This window comes from Actinoplanes sp. CA-030573, assembly GCF_050951115.1.
Classification (GTDB): domain Bacteria; phylum Actinomycetota; class Actinomycetes; order Mycobacteriales; family Micromonosporaceae; genus Actinoplanes.
On record NZ_CP192038.1, the window covers coordinates 2,566,602 to 2,581,332 of the forward strand.

The following is a 14,731-nucleotide window of genomic DNA, read 5'->3' on the forward strand; positions in this document are numbered from 1 at the left end:
TCTTCGGCCGGTGCCGGGGCCGCCACATCGGGAGCGCTTACCTATCTTGAGCGGCGGCGGAGGCGGGTCGCCGCCTAGGCATACCTAGGTGTCCTCAAGGGCCCAGGTGTTCCCCAAAGGCCGCCCGAACGCCCTTCCGCCGGCGGGGCACGGCGGCCGAGGCTGAGGTATGGCAGACGCCTCGGAAGCGCCGATCGCGGAGCAGCAGGTCCGCCCGGACGCGACGGTGCCCGCGACCCGGACGTCCGATCCGGACGGCGGCGGCCCGGCGCTGCTGCCGGCCGGGGGCAACGCCGCCCTCGCCCGGCTGCTGCAGGGCGCGCCCTCCGGACCGGCCATGGCCGGCCTCGCCCAGCTCGCGGGCAACGGCCAGGTCGCCCGCTTCGCCGGCCAGCCCGCCGCTCCGCCCTGGGCCGGCGTGCCGGCGGCGGGCTTCGCGGCCGGCGCGCACGGCGAGGCGGTCCGGGACGCCCAGGTCAAGCTGAGCCGGGTGCAGGCCTCGGCGCTGCCGCTGACCGAGGACGGCCGGTTCGGCCCGCTGACCGAGGCGGCGGTGCGGACCTTCCAGGCCGGCGCCGGCATCGCCCCGGCCACCGGCGTCCTCGATCCGGTCACCACCACCCGGCTCGACGCGGCGTTCGCGGCCCTGCCGCCCCCGGTCCGGGCGGTGCTGACGATGGGGTCGAGCGGCGCCGACGTCGGCTTCGCCCAGCAGAAGCTCAACGCGCTCGGCAGCAGCCCCCGGCTGGCGGTCAACGCGGTCTTCGACGGAACCGTGCTGCTGGCCGTGGTCGGCTACGAGATCGCGGTGCTGCGGCGCTTCCCGACCGGGACGGTCGACGCCGCGATGTGGGCCGACCTCGACGCCAAGGTCAAGGGCGGCTTCGTCGCCCGGGAGGGTGCCGGCGCGACCCCGGTCGAGCAGAACACCCCGAGCGGGACGGCCAACTCGCTCGGCACGCAGGTGGCCGGCACGTCGCTGCACCCGGTGGTCGGCGTCGGCGGCCTCACCCGGGGCCCGGCGGTGCGGGAGCTGCAGCAGAAGCTGAACCAGGCCGGCGCCGCGCCCGCGCTCAAGGACGACGGCGTGTTCGGGCCGCTGACCCAGGGCGCGCTGCAGGCGTTCAAGAACGGGCGGGTGCCGCCGCTGCCCGCGCCCGGCACCGCGGACAAGGCGGCCTGGGACGCGTTGGACGCGATCGCGCCCGGCACGACCGTGGGCGCTGTCGAGCGGAACTGGACCGAGGTGGTGGGCGGGGCGACGTACGGGATGACCGGCGCGAACGCGGCCCGGTACTCGTGGGAGATCCAGAAGACCCGGATGGTGGTCACCGCCAAGGTCAACTTCGTCGGGCTGCCCCCGCCGGCCGCGTGGTTCGCGCACGTCGAGACGGTCTGGAACCAGTACATGGGCGTGGAGACGGCGTCGAAGAGGACCATGCCGGTCGACTTCCGGATGACCCGGGGCGCCGGCGGCGACGCCAAGACGGTGCAGGTGCAGGCGGGCACCGGCCGGGCCAACGCCGGTCTGTGGTACGCCGGCGACCCGAACGCGGCCACGACCGTCCCGCACGAGTTCGGTCACCTGATCGGCCTGCAGGACGAGTACCAGCTGCACCCCGGCGACTACGTGCGGGCCACCGGTCACGAGCCGCCGGTCGGTGATGCGGCCGGGCCGGGCGTGCCGCCGGCCACGATCGCGGCGCGCCTGCAGGCCGCGATGGTCGCGCGCAGCAGCGTGAACGCGCGGGCGGCGAGCGTCGGGGCCGGGGTCAAGGAGGGCGCGTACGCTCAGCAGGTCGTCGCGGCCTACGCGGCGCTGCCGGTGGTGGTCGTGCCGCTCGTGCCCGCGTCGCCCGGCCCGCCCCCGGTGCCGCCGCGGCCCGCGGTCCCGCTGACCGGCGACCTGTTGACCGACCTCAACGCGGCGCTGCCCGACGACAACGACCGCTACGAGACCATCCAGCGGTTCGGCTACTCGAGCGGATCGATCATGGGCGACCCCGGCCGCGAGAAGGATCCGCACGACCACGGCGCGCAACCGCGACATATCGCCGAGTTCGTGGCTATTCTCGGCCGGGCACTGGGCGGCACCTGGGAGGCGAAGCGGCGATGATCCTGCGGCTCGTGGTCACCGACGGCACGCAGTCGCCGGCCGTGGCGGAAAGCGTGGAGGTCGCCGCCGACGGCGCGATCAGCGGCTGGCGCAGCGTCAGCGAGGGCGGCGTCGGCTGGTTCGCCGGCCGGCTGCCGGCCGGCGAGCTGGCCGCGATCCAGGCCCTGGCCGGGGCGGTGACCGCGGCCCCGCCCGCGGAACCGCCGCCGCCCGGCTCCGGGCAGCAGGTCCTCGAGCTGCCCGCGACCGGGCCGGTTCCGATCGCCGCCATCGCCGACGGCCCGGGGGAGTGGCCGGCGCTGGCCGCCGCCGCCCGCCGCCTGCTCGACCGCCTGACCGCCTTCCCGCGGGCGGCCGTGGCCGTGACCCCGGACGGCCGCCTGGTCCACCGCGGCACCGAGCCGCTGCGCCTCGACCTGTCCACGATCGCGGTCCGGGTGACCGCCTGGCGCGGCTACTACGAGCCGGCCAGCGACTGGGACAACGTGGTCGAGGGGCCGAGCGAGGTCGAGGCGGGGCCCGGATGGGCGTACGACCTGCCCTTCGATCTTGAAGTGCAAGCGGGCGTCACCCTCCACCTGACCGCCGACTTCGCCGTCCTGAGCGGCACCACCCGCATTCTGGTCCGCGCGAAGCACACACCCGCGATCGATCCGGCCGGAAACTGACCGCATCGGTTTCTACCGTCGGTGCATGGAGACCACATACACCACCGTCGCGCCCTGGATCGTCACGCCCGACACCGGGAAGCTGCTCGACTTCGTCACCGCCGTGTTCGAGGGGGTCGAGCAGGGCCGGGTCCCGCTGGAGGACGGCAGCATCGGGCACGCCGAGATCCGGGTCGGCGACACCGTCCTGCTCGCCTTCGACCGGCGCCCGGACTGGCCGGCCATGCCCGCGCTGCTGCGCGTCTTCGTCCCCGACGCCGACGCCACGATCGCGCGGGCCGTCGCCGCCGGGGCGCGCGTGGTGACCGAGCCGGCCACGCACGCCTTCGGCCAGCGCGGCGGCCGCGTGCGCGACCCTTTCGGCAACATCTGGTGGATCAGCGCGGTGGTCGAGGACGTCCCGGTCGAGGAGGGCCTGCGCCGGCTGGGTGAGCCGCGCTACGCCGAGGCGATGCGCGTGGCCCAGGAGACGCTGGACCGCGAGCTGAGCGGCCGCGAGCACAGCACGATCAGCCGGCCCCTGCGGCAAGAAACGTAGATAGGTGCCGAACCTGAGGCACGGCCGGCGGCTTCGGTGACGCCGTCACGAAACACGGTGGTTCATGGCAGCAGGGTCGCAGAAAGGAAGAAGGGGTCCTTTTCCTCCACGACTTGGTCGGCCGGAGGGATCGCCAGGTCGGTCCGCAGCCCGTAATCCGAGAGCGTGAAGATGGTGGTGTACGCGCCGGACTTGCCGACCGAGGCAGTGCTGATCTTGGAGAAGCGACCCTGCTCGTCGAGGTCGATGTTCACCCGGAAGGTTATGTCCGGGCGCGGCGTCGAGCTGGGCCTCTTGTCCTTGCTGGTGAATTGACCGGTGAATGAGCGGCTACCAGTCCTGGTAATGTCGCCGGCGCGGTTCGCCGGATTGGCCAAGTTCCAGGGAAACGCGTCGTTGAACACCACGGAGGATTCGGCGTACAGCGGCAAGCCCGTATGAACCCAGTCGCCCGCGGCAAGGCGGGCGATCGTGGTCGACCCCAGCGCCATGTCGTGCAGCGCTCGGCCGCTCGCCTGCACGTAGAGGTCCCTCCCGACCCGGCGGACGACGAAATCCCTCCCGGTAACCTCCCAGCTCTTGGTCTCGGCGTTCACCACGCCGGTGAATCGGTAGATGTCGGAGCCGCCGTCCTGGGTGAACCGGGCGGACTCCCTGCCCAGCTTGGCTTTCGCGGCGGCAAGCGCCATCACCGGGTCGGCCGGAATCGAGGCGGCGACCCGAGGAGCCTGACTGACGCCGGCCACGCCGTTCGTCGTGGTCGAACAGGCGGCCCCCGACACCCCCGTGAGAACTGCTGCGCTTGTGGCTATCAGCCGCCGTGCCCACATACCGCATCCCCCGGCTTGATGATCATGAACGGCGGACAATCTATCCAGAGACGGCCACCGGATCCAGAGGGCCTGGATGCCCCGCTCCGCCGTTCTGCCACGCCCACGCCATGCCGTCGAATGATCACCTGCACGGATCTGCCGCTGTCCGGGCGCGCCGGGCCGCCGGACTCGAACCGGCTCGTCCCAGACTGCTCGGGTGCCGATGCTCACGCATGGCGCACTATTCCCATGTGCTATCGCCCGACGCGCACCGAGAGGTTAGCCCAGTCGGATCCCGTCCGGTGCGGGGCCCGCCCTCTCCCGGAGAGGCGCGTGCGAGGCTTCTCGCCACGGAAGTGGTCGGCGACGCGCCGCCTGCTTTACTGCGGGACCTGGGGCGGCTCAGAGGTCGCCTGACAGCCGGGGTCGGCGACGCGTCACGTGGGCGAAATGGGGAGCAGCATCGGCCTCGACCGCGTGGATAGTCATTGGGTGTCTGGTGTTCATGCTGATGGATTAGCACGTCAGGATCAGGTGGCGCCGTTGCCGACGATCAAGGTGGCGATCAGTACCACGGCCGCTCCCGCGAGAGTGGCGAGAACTACTGGGAGACACGAAGCGCGTCGAGACGCCATTCCGAGGCACAAGGCCACTATTGCCGGCAACCGGCACGACGAAGAGCTCTAAGAAGCGCAAATACTCCGCGTAGGCACGGTTGACGCCGTCGGAGGTGAGGACGCCCACCGTCATTGCCACCAGGATCAACACGTGCTGGATCGCCCAAGTCACCGCACCGCGCCACCCACGGTCGTCCCTGACGGTCGGCTGCGCAACCGCAGTGTGCCCGCCGTGCCGGTCGTCCACGGCTATCTCCTGTTCACTGACAGTGCGTCGTGACACCAGCGCCCCGGCTAGAGACGAACAGCCTGCCCTCTGGATTTGCTCGGCGCGAAGGACGCACGCGCTCGTGCCGTAATACGCCAGTGAGTCAGAGGCGGGTCGGAGGCTTTGCGGTCAAGGCGCCGAGCGTAGGCAATGGCCGTTTCGCAGGGTCCCGGCGGGACCGATCGGCGCCACGCCTTGGCCCATGTGCGCGAATGACACGAGGCAGCCAGCCGTCTCGTGCAACGCAACGCCGAAGACCACGTCGCGTTCGGGGATTCGCCGACGTATTCGGCCAACCGGATCTCGGCGTCGGGATAGCCCAACTCCGCTAGTGCCTGGCGGATTGTGGCCACGTCCGTCTCGGTGCTGTATCGCGGATCCAGGCAGGACGACGGATCCGGGCAGATCGCCGCTTGCACGCCAGCGTTGATGGTCCGGGCTTCGGTCTTCACCGCAGTTGACGTCGGCGGTGGATTCCGATCGGCGTCGTGCGCGGTCAGGAACCCACAGGCCCTCGCATCCTCCTTCAGGACGGCGTCTAGAAAGGTTCGGGGATCGACCGGTCCGCCGCTGACGGAGAAGGCGCGGACAGTGCCCGGTGTGCAGCTTTCCGGAATGATCGGCAGCTCGGCCGCCGGCGCCGACCGGGCGTTCGCAGCCCAGAGCGAGGCAGAGGTAAGCACGCCGGTGATCACTATCAGGGCCACCGCAGCGCGAATGCCGACTCTACGCGACGACGGAGGAACCTCGCCGAAGACGAACACCCCGCCAAGCTAGCCGCCCGCCGGTGCAATGACGGTTGCCATCCGGGAGCAAGCCGAGGTCGAAGACAGCGACAACGCCACCCGCATGGCGGTCGCTCCGTCTACCGGCAGGCCCCGATGCGCGGATCTGCCGCGTCGAGGGCGTTGGCGCTCCTACCGGGTCTGCGTCATCGACCAGATCCTGGTCCACTCGCCGGCACGACTACGTGCGTCGACCACCGATGCCGGCCGACCCACCCACCCTGGGCCTCCGGCTCCTGCAGTGCGAAGCGCTGCTGACAACCGCGCGGCCATCAGCCAACCGCAACGACTTCGCCCTGATCGCGATGCTTGGCCTGCTCGGGCTGCGAATCTTCGAAGCCTGCGGCGCCAACATCGCCGATCTTGGAGTGGAACGCGGCCGCCGCGTCCTGAAGATTCGCGGTAAGGGCGACAAGACGGGACGGCCGGGATTGAGATGCCACGCATGCACCCGCACAATGCGGTGACAGAGTCGGGGTGTCGGTTGAGCTGCGACAGCCAGGACACCGCGCTGGTAGTAGGTGTTTGCCGCGCTGTTCCGGTCGCCAAACTCCAGATAGATGTCGACCCAGCCGAGCCGGCCCCTCGTCTCCGCGCCAGCCGGCGAGCCAAGGTCACCATCCCCGGGTGGAGTACTAGGGAACGACCGAGGTGAGCGGCACCTTGCGTCGGGTGTCCGCGCGGCGCACGGGCGCCGGCATCCGGCGCCACCGCTTGATCAGCTCGAGGTTCGAGTTGGTCGACAGCGAGGACTCGAGATCCGCCGCGACGGAGAAGCCGTCGCGCTCCAAAATCCTCTCGAAGGTGTCACTGCCCCGAAGCCGCTGATGCTGGAAGGAGCAGAGAAAAGACGTGGCGGTACGCACGCCGTGCGCGCGCAGGAGGTCCCGCGTCTCGTTGTCCTTGCCCTGCGGCCCGAGCTGGGTGTAGAGGATCGCCTGATCCGTCCAGTCGATGATGCGCTCCCGCGGCATCCGCGTGTTGAGCATCAGCTCGACCAGATCGGCCGTCGCCATGTTGGACAGGTTCTCGATGTCCTCCTCCTCGAGACGGGCCTCGTGCCAGACGGTGATGCCGTCGAGGTCGCTGATCGGCAGGTCGGACCGCATACTGGGCAGCGCGATCTTGCCGAAGGTCCGCTTGAAGACGGACTCGATGATCTGCCAGAAGACCCGGGGGAAGACGCCCACCACGAAGCCCGCGAGCAGCAGCTGGCCCTCGGTCAGCAGGTGCATCTTGTCGGACACCACCATGAGGACCCAGACGCCGATCACGGCGAGGATGATGCGCATCGACACCGAGGTGTACGCGCTGCCGCGCAGGTCCTTCAGGACGTACCTCCGGAAAAGCATTTGCAGCGAGAAGAAGTACGCCCCGAGGAACGCCAGCGTGATCGGGGAGGCCTTCGGCACCAAGGCGGTCCACCAGGATTCGACGAACGGAGCCGGAGCCACCTGGAGCACCTCGCCCGGCGGAAGGGTGACGAGCCAGCCCAGGGCGATGAGCACTGTCGAGAACAGGACCGGCAGGGTGGTGGTGGAAAGGCCCGTCTGCCCCGAGACGTCCGCCTGCTTGTAGACGGCGACCTCCCGGTTCTCGATGGCGGCGTCGTAGACCTCCTTGGGCAGATCGCCGTAGACCGCCTCGAACCGCTGCAGATAGCTGAGGACCCGCCGCTTGCGGGTCAGGTTGTCCTCGCCCTCGGCGATGCGCAGCAATCCTAGGCGGGCGAGGCTCGCCAGGAAGTCGTTGAGAAGGCTGGCCTTGCGGGTGGCGATGAACAGGTACCACATCGCGGCCGGCAGAAGGCAAACGATGATCAGGAAGACGATGCGTACGGAGATCAGCTGATATCGCTGCGGGAAGACGGCCACGCTGCCGACGACGCCGAGAATGGCCGGCACAATGACGAAGATGACCAGCGCGGCACGTGCGCTCGCGCTGGCCCTCAGCAGCCACCGGCGCCCTGCCGTCGTGGCGAGAGCGACCGCGACCAGCAGCAGGACGAGGGCGGGGATCCACCACCAGCGGGTGAGGAACGACCAGATGGGCTTGCGGTAGGCGATGACCGCGATGACCGCGCCCCAGGCCAGTAGCCCGAGGAAGCCGAAGAGGGCGCCATTGCTTTCCTCGCCCTTGTCGTCCTGGCGCTTGTCGTCCTGGCGCTTTTCTTCCGGGCGCTGGTCTTCCGGGCGCTGCTCTACCTCGTGCTGGTCGTCCACGCGCTGGTCGTCCGCGCGGTTGTTCTCGTCGTTCTTGTTCTCCTCGCCGCGGGCAGACGCGTCCGGGGCGCCCGGTTGGGTTGCCGCCGGCGCCTGATCGGCGGTGTCGTTCTCGCTCTGCACCGTGTCCATGCCGGAAAATACCAGCGCCGCGGGCCGGCGATCAGTCGGAATTCGGCACCTGCGCAGCAAGATAAGCGCACGTCCCGGCTGTTATGGGCTGACTCCCTGTACGGGGTGGCCGTCCTCCAGATAGCGCACCCGTTTTGCCTTCCAAGCGGCGCGCACACGGCGTCGGACCGGTCCGCTGAGCAAAGGCAGCGCCGCGTCTATCGGCAGGATCCGGCTTTCGGCGATCTCGACCGGCTGGAGGACCACCGTGTCCAGGACGGCGTCGTCGAAGACGCCGCAGTCGAAAAGGAAGCGCATACCACCCGGACGGTCAGGCCGTGGGCGGAGGAAGTCGACGCACTTGAGCCGCCCCGTGGTGACGTCGAGCCCGCACTCCTCCCTGGTTTCGCGGCGACACGCATCCCAGGGTGACTCGCCGATCTCGACAATCCCACCCGGGATCGTCCAGCCGCCCTTGTACGTCGGCTTCAAGATGAGCAATCGGCCCTTGCGGCCACGTATAAGGGCCCCGGCCGAGGCCGGGATGGTCGGGAGTACGAACGTCAGCTCGGGTAGCTCACCGGGGTCGACGTCGCTCATGGAGAGCATGCTAGATCTGGCGCCGGTTACTCATCCAGCACTTGAAGACGACGCGGGATTGGCGCACTCATTTGCCGCCGATCGCGGGTAAGCAGAGCCTCAGATGGTCACTTCGACTGGGCCTGGGCGTTGTATGCGGTGGCCGGACGACCCCTACGGACCTCTTCTGAGATCGAAGGTCCGTACGTCACCCATCACGTCGAGGATGACTCGGTCCGAGACGACCCGGTAAGACCATGGCGGTTCCACGAAGGTCGTCCACAGTTTCGTGCCGTCGGTGCGCCAAGCGGCGAGTTCCAGTTCCGCCGACATAAGCACCACGTCGTCGTGCTGACGCCAGGACCAGAAACCGAACTCTGCTTCGTCCACCCAGCATCGCCTCCACCGGCCGGACCTCGCGTGGTAGGCCACCAGGCGCGTGCCGGCGCCGATGAAAAGCTGACGCTTTTCGGGAACACACAGCACTCCCGGGCTGAATCCGGGTCCCGACGGCGCATACCGCTGGGTAACCACGAGGCGAGGCCACTCGCCGTCTCCGTCGTCAACGGCAACGAAGAAGTACCCGCCGACTGCTCTGTCGTCGGCGTCAGGGAAGTCCTCGACCAGGTCGGCATGCTGTTGAAAGACACCGAGGACAGCCGGCGGAGCCAGGCCGACGAGAATCTGCGTCGTGCCGACGGTGAACGCCAACGGGCCGTCCCACACGTCACTCACCTGCCGATCATGCCCCACCCGGGCATCGTCACGTCAGCCATCGTGATAGCCGTTTCCCGACCCGGGTCGTCGAGTGGATCATTTGATGCCGGCCGCCGCGTCCAGTTCCTGGAGGAGGTTGTAGGCGGCCAGCTCGATGGCCTTGTGTCGCCACTCCGCGGCGCGGTAGACGCAGGCGATCAGGCCGCTACGGTGCAGCCGGCGCAGGTCACCATAGGCGAAGGCGTAGCGGGCCTTGGTCTCGGCCGAAGCGCCGTCGGTCAGGCCGAGGTACCAGGACGCGTACTCGTCCCAGGAATGTTTGTCGAGGAACGCGTTCTCGGTGTCGGCGCGGGGCTGCACATCGCCCCAGTCGCTGTCCAGCACGTACTGTTTCGAGGCGATGAGCTGTCGGGCTCGTTGCAGCGCTGCCTCGTTCACTTCGTACTTGGCCATGTCGCTTTTTTACCCCGGCGGTGGCCGGCCACGCGACGCGGCCACAGTCGGCTACGCGATGAACGCCCGGGACGCCGCCCCAGCAGTGCACCCGGCTTCCTCCGCAGCCCGTCCGGATCTGCCGCCGACAACAGCCGTCACGCGGAGGGCGTCCGCCGACAAGCGCCGGACGGCGCATCTCCGCACGGCCTCGTTTCGAAGGTGGGTGCCAGCCGTTTGGAATGCATCCTGGAGCTGGACCACCCTGATTTTGTCGTGGACGGCGGACAACTCGACGCCGCCTACACCATGGACTGTTCGCTCTCGGAACTCGAACGGCTGAGGGCTGGCGGGGATCCGGTCGTGCTGCTGCCCTTCAACTTGCACCGGTTGGCTGCGGGTCGGACCGGTTGTCGATCGGTGACCCTGGGCGCCAGGTCCGACGGCCGCTACTCGCTTGTGGCCCGAGCGGCGCCGCCGCTAGAGCAAGGATCCGGCGAGCGGGATGTTCTGTGTCCTCAGCGCGCCGGTCACTAGACGCATGATCCGGCGGGCACCGTACGCCTCGAAGTGGGTGTGGTCGTTGCAAAAGAACTGTCCTACCGGCCCGGCCGTGTAGTCGCCGTTGTTGGGGCAGAGGTGGAGCGAGTTGTAGTAGTCGACGCTGAGGGTCCGCAGATCGATGACGGGAGCACCGGTGGCGGTGCCGGCCGCGAAGGTCTCCGGGTAGAAGCCGCGGTTCAGGGTTGCCGTGCTACCGGAACAGGCGATGGCCGCGACCGGCGTGACCAGGACGGGGAAGGCACCCCGCGCCTGGGCGGCCTGCGCCATCATCGTCATCAGCTGCTGGTAGCGGGCGCCGCCGACGTGCTTGGGGCATGCGCTGTCGCCGTCGTTGATGCCGAACTGGATGAACAGGTATTCGCCGGCCCTCATACCGTCGAGCACCTTCTGCCAGTTGACCGAGAGGGTCGTCGAGTTGAGGGCACATTCGCCGGCGGAATTCTTGTTCGCGGTGACGCCGCCCTCGTACAGCCACGTCTGAATGCTGCGACCGGCAACCGCCAGGTTGTTCACCACGATGTTGCTGTGGAACTGCCCGTCGAACTCGGTGGCCCAGCCGACGGGACAGCCGGTGTGGGGGTTGGCCATGGTCGAGTCACCGGCCATCCAGACGTTGGTCGTCGCCGCGGCGGCGGCCGCCGGCTTCATCCGGACGCCGCACCCGGGGGAGGCGGGGACGAGGCGCTTATGCGCGCGCCCATTGCTGGTTGGCGCCGCCGTTGCAGGTCCAGATCTCGACCTTGGTGCCGTTGGCAGTGGCGGCGCCCGTCACATCGAGGCACAGCCCGGACTGCACGCCGGTGACCGTGCCGTTGCTGTTGATGTTCCACCGCTGGTTGGCGCCGCCGTTGCAGTCGTAGATGTCGACCCTCGCGCCCGCAGCGGTGGATTGGCCGTACACGTCCAGGCACTTGCCGCCGATCCCGACGAGCTGTTGCGACGCGGTGTAGGTCCAGGACTGGTTGGCGCCGCCGTTGCAGTCATAGATGTCGGTCTGCGTCCCGTTGGCGGTGGTCGAGCCGGGCACGTCCAGGCAGCGGCCGGAGCCGACGCCGCGCAGGACGCCCGTGCCCGTGCCGGTGCCGCCGCCCGTGCCGACCACACCGGTGGCGGCGTCGACGGTCCAGCTGGACCGGCAGGTCATCGACACCGTGGTGCCGCTGATCGTCAGGGGCTCCCAGACGTACCGGGAGTCGCTCAGCGTGCCCGAGTTCCACCGGTCGCCGAGGAAGATGTAGCTGGTGGTCGAGCTGCCGGTGACGGGCAGGATCGAGGTGGTCTGCGAATTGCAGGTATTGGTGCCGGCCGGGGCGAAGCTGCGCCACGCACTCCACGTGCCTGTTACGGAGGTGGCCGTCGTGTACTGGTTGTCGTTCGTCGACCAGCCGGTGAGATGCGAGCCGAAGAGGTAGTACGTGCCATTGATCTTGGCCATCGCCGGCGCCTCGTACTGCTCGAGGGTCTTCACCAGCGCGGTGACGCTGAGGAAGTCGGCCGACAACTGGTAGATCTGCAGCTTGGCGCTGGTGCGGTCCTCGCTGAGGAAGTACGCCGTGCTGCCGTCCAGGAACAGGTTGTCGTCCAAGCTGTCGTGGCCCAGCGGCTTGAAGCTGCCCCGGTAGGTGTAGGTGCCGCACACGCTGCTACTGGTCGCGACCCCCGCCTTGCGCTCGGAGTAGCCGCTGTTGTCGATGTGCATGTACATCACGTACGTCGCCGTGCTCGCGTTGTAGATGACGTGCGGGCGCTCGACGACCCGATTGGGCCCGAGGTCGCCGCTCGACTGCCGGGTGAGCACGTTGCCGACGAACTGCCACGTCGCCAGGTCGGTGGACGAGTAACACTTGATGTTCTGGAACGGGGAGCCGCCGGTCTTGTCCTCACCGAGCCAGTAGTACGTGTCACCGACCTTGATGATGCCCTCACCGTGCGCCTGGATCGGGTTCCGCGAGGTGTCGGTCCACACGGTGCCTGGCGTGACGGCCACGGCCGCGGCCCGGGCGGCCGGGGTGAAGACCCCCACCGCGAGCAGCAGGGCGGCACCGAGCAGCGGCAGCAGTCGTCTCACCGAACGGACCTCATAAATCGAAGTACCTCAATATTGAGAACGTTAACATAGCTCCGGCCGGGTGAGACGTCAACGAGCCAAGGTGAGCGGGCACTGGTGATGGTTTCGTGGGCTACTCGCCGATGCCCAGGCGGCCGAGCACGTCGTTGACCCAGTCACTGAAGGGCCGAATGATCTGGTAGCCGATCAGGGCCGCGACAATCACGAACCCCACCATCCCCACCAGCAGCCATCCCCACCGCAGCCGGCGGCTCGATGCATCGCCCTTCGACTCAGGCACGGTCGCCTCCTTCGGCGTCTCACCGCACATCATGCGACCAGGCGCGACGACGCGACAGCGCCGACGAGGCCAACGGGCCGGCGGCGGAGTCGGCGAGGATGAGCGGTGAAGGCATCGGGGGCTATCGGGCACTAATAGCCGTGACTAGCCAACGGACCCACTCATGGTGGTGATCACCACGCGAGACGCACCGACCGACCGGTTCACGGATCTGTTCGACAAGTACCACGGCGAGATCTACCGGTACGTGGCCGGCAGGTTGAGCGCGTCCCACGCCGATGACCTCGCCGCCGAGACGTTCCTGGTGGCGTTCCGCGACCGGGCCAAGCTGAACGACGCCGGACACGTACGCGCCTGGCTCTACGGCATCGCCACCAATCTGATTCGCCGGCATCGCCGCGACGAGGAGCGCCGATACCGGGCCCTGGGCCGCGCCGGCTCGCACGCCGCGCCGGCCGAGAACGACCACGAGCGGGTCATCTCGCGGGTGGCCGCCGGCGTCGTCCAGTGCGAGCTCGCCGAAGCACTGCGCCGGCTCAAACCGGCCGACCGGGACGTACTGCTGCTCGTCGCCCTGGCCGACCTCGGCTACGCGGAGGTGGCCGTCGCCCTCGGCATCCCGGAGGGCACCGTCGCCTCCCGGCTGAACCGCGCCCGCAAGGCCGCACGTGCGGCGCTGGGCGGAGCCGATCCCACCCGTGACATCTCAGGAGCCACCCGATGAACGAAGACCTTCAGCTCATCCGTGAGTTGCTCGACGCACCACGGCCGACCCCGCAGGCGACGTTTCAGGCGCGGAGCAAGCTCACCGCGGCGATGGAGCGGCGCCCCCGCCGTCGCAAGATTCATGCGGCCTTGGCCGGTGCCGGCGCCGCCCTCACCGTGACCGCGGTGATGGCGTTCGTCCTCGGCCAGCCGGACACTCCCCGCGTAGGAACAACCACCCAGGCCCGGCAGCTGGGCGCGCACGACCTGCTGCTGGCCGCGGCCACCACGGCCGGTGCGGAGAAGACGGGCCGGTACTGGCACACCGCGGCCGTCGTCGTCCGCGGCCCGTACCACGTCGAGGGCTACAACCTCGCCAACCGGACCGTCGTCGAGTACTGGCTCGCCAAAGATCCGCGGGAGGCCAGCTGGGAAGGGCAGCGGGACCTCGGATACCGCCCGTTCTCCCCGGAGGACACCACGAAGTGGGTGGCGGCCGGCAAGCCGGCCACGTGGAACGTCGCTACCGACGACGCGGCCGGTCACCGTACGCTCCGTGCGGCTCCGGGCAAGGCCACGCTGGAAAGGACGTCCGCCTCGCTGTTTCTGCAGAGCCTGGGCGGTTTCGACACCGTCGAGGTGAACGCGCTGCCGACCGACCCGGCCGGGCTCGAGAAGCTGTTCCAGGACAAGATCGTCCAGCGCGCCACCGCCGCGCTCCCGGGCACCCCTGCCGGGGATGCGAACCTGTTCCGGGCGATGACCGAGCTGCTGGTGGAGGTCCCCGCATCACCCGCCGTGCGCGCCGCGGCGTTCACCGTGATCGCCGGCCTGCCCGGCATCACGACGCAGGAAAACGTCAAGGACGCCGAAGGCCGCGACGGTGTCCGCATCACGTTGCCGCACAACGGCTCGGAGATCGACGAGGCGAACTCGATCATCCTCGATCCCGCGGCCCATCAGGTCCTCGCCCGGGGCTACGACGCCAAGACGGCCGGCGACGGCAAGGCGGTCAAGTCCGGCAACGAGACGTTCCTGACGATCGAGTGGACCGACGCGAAACCGTCGGCGCCCACCCGCTCCTAGAAGAAGCCCTCGCCGAGCCGGTCCGGGGCCCCGGACCGGCTCGGCGGCTACCGCATTTGTCCCGAGACGGCCGGCATTCAAATGCCACGGTGGGCGTGCGGAATGCGCCGAAGCGAAAGCGCCCACCGGACTTCACGATCGCCGGGCTGACGGAGGCATGACA

Annotated in this window: 15 protein-coding genes; 5 read left to right on the forward strand and 10 right to left on the reverse strand. The window is 69.1% G+C overall.

Annotation, left to right across the window (positions count from 1 at the left end; genetic code table 11):
* Positions 1-169 precede the first annotated feature (169 nt).
* Genes ACQP2F_RS11965 through ACQP2F_RS11975 form a run of 3 tightly spaced genes read left to right on the forward strand, consistent with a single transcriptional unit; the run spans position 170 to position 3,322 of the window.
* Positions 170-2,116, forward strand: a complete 1,947-nt coding sequence (locus ACQP2F_RS11965) for a peptidoglycan-binding domain-containing protein (protein ID WP_433303423.1) — start codon at positions 170-172, stop codon at positions 2,114-2,116.
* Entirely contained in the window at positions 2,113-2,784 is a 672-nt protein-coding gene (locus ACQP2F_RS11970; protein ID WP_433303424.1) for a hypothetical protein, read from the forward strand. Before ACQP2F_RS11965 ends, ACQP2F_RS11970 begins: the two co-directional genes overlap by 4 nt.
* A 25-nt stretch (positions 2,785-2,809) precedes the next feature.
* Complete coding sequence (locus ACQP2F_RS11975) at positions 2,810-3,322, forward strand: VOC family protein (RefSeq protein WP_433303426.1); 513 nt, start codon at positions 2,810-2,812, stop codon at positions 3,320-3,322.
* 62 nt (positions 3,323-3,384) lie between these two features.
* On the opposite strand, the gene ACQP2F_RS11980 is transcribed toward ACQP2F_RS11975, so the two are convergent.
* The 10 genes from ACQP2F_RS11980 to ACQP2F_RS12025 all read right to left on the reverse strand — a co-directional run bounded on the left by ACQP2F_RS11980 (position 3,385) and on the right by ACQP2F_RS12025 (position 12,777).
* Entirely contained in the window at positions 3,385-4,068 is a 684-nt protein-coding gene (locus ACQP2F_RS11980; RefSeq protein ID WP_433303428.1) for a hypothetical protein, read from the reverse strand.
* A 977-nt stretch (positions 4,069-5,045) separates the two neighbouring features.
* Positions 5,046-5,783, reverse strand: coding sequence for a hypothetical protein (locus ACQP2F_RS11985; RefSeq protein WP_433303430.1), 738 nt, complete (start codon positions 5,781-5,783; stop codon positions 5,046-5,048).
* Between the two features lie 293 nt (positions 5,784-6,076).
* Entirely contained in the window at positions 6,077-6,247 is a 171-nt protein-coding gene (locus ACQP2F_RS11990) for a hypothetical protein (RefSeq protein ID WP_433303432.1), read from the reverse strand.
* A 192-nt stretch (positions 6,248-6,439) separates the two neighbouring features.
* The gene (locus ACQP2F_RS11995; RefSeq protein WP_433303434.1) at positions 6,440-8,218 is read right to left on the reverse strand and encodes a hypothetical protein; all 1,779 of its coding nucleotides are present in this window, start codon (positions 8,216-8,218) and stop codon (positions 6,440-6,442) included.
* 21 nt (positions 8,219-8,239) lie between these two features.
* On the reverse strand, positions 8,240-8,737 hold the full coding sequence (locus tag ACQP2F_RS12000) for an NUDIX domain-containing protein (protein WP_433303435.1): 498 nt from the start codon (positions 8,735-8,737) through the stop codon (positions 8,240-8,242).
* Positions 8,738-8,890: 153 nt separating this feature from the next.
* Positions 8,891-9,451 (reverse strand): hypothetical protein, encoded by a 561-nt coding sequence (locus ACQP2F_RS12005; RefSeq protein ID WP_433303437.1) that lies wholly within the window; start codon positions 9,449-9,451, stop codon positions 8,891-8,893.
* A 78-nt stretch (positions 9,452-9,529) separates the two neighbouring features.
* Positions 9,530-9,886 (reverse strand): hypothetical protein, encoded by a 357-nt coding sequence (locus ACQP2F_RS12010; protein WP_433303439.1) that lies wholly within the window; start codon positions 9,884-9,886, stop codon positions 9,530-9,532.
* Between the two features lie 459 nt (positions 9,887-10,345).
* Entirely contained in the window at positions 10,346-11,077 is a 732-nt protein-coding gene (locus ACQP2F_RS12015; RefSeq protein WP_433303441.1) for a carbohydrate esterase, read from the reverse strand.
* Between the two features lie 37 nt (positions 11,078-11,114).
* Positions 11,115-12,497 carry a ricin-type beta-trefoil lectin domain protein gene (locus tag ACQP2F_RS12020; protein WP_433303443.1) on the reverse strand — a complete coding sequence of 461 codons (1,383 nt, stop codon included), beginning with the start codon at positions 12,495-12,497 and terminating at the stop codon, positions 11,115-11,117.
* 112 nt (positions 12,498-12,609) lie between these two features.
* Positions 12,610-12,777, reverse strand: coding sequence for a hypothetical protein (locus ACQP2F_RS12025; protein WP_433303445.1), 168 nt, complete (start codon positions 12,775-12,777; stop codon positions 12,610-12,612).
* Positions 12,778-12,940: 163 nt separating this feature from the next.
* Between ACQP2F_RS12025 and ACQP2F_RS12030 the strand changes: the two genes are divergently transcribed.
* Together ACQP2F_RS12030 and ACQP2F_RS12035 are read left to right on the forward strand one after the other, a co-directional pair.
* Positions 12,941-13,501 carry an RNA polymerase sigma factor gene (locus ACQP2F_RS12030; RefSeq protein ID WP_433303447.1) on the forward strand — a complete coding sequence of 187 codons (561 nt, stop codon included), beginning with the start codon at positions 12,941-12,943 and terminating at the stop codon, positions 13,499-13,501.
* A complete protein-coding gene (locus ACQP2F_RS12035) occupies positions 13,498-14,568 on the forward strand; it encodes a CU044_5270 family protein (RefSeq protein ID WP_433303449.1) in 1,071 nt (356 codons plus the stop codon). Before ACQP2F_RS12030 ends, ACQP2F_RS12035 begins: the two co-directional genes overlap by 4 nt.
* The last annotated feature ends 163 nt before the right edge of the window (positions 14,569-14,731 follow it).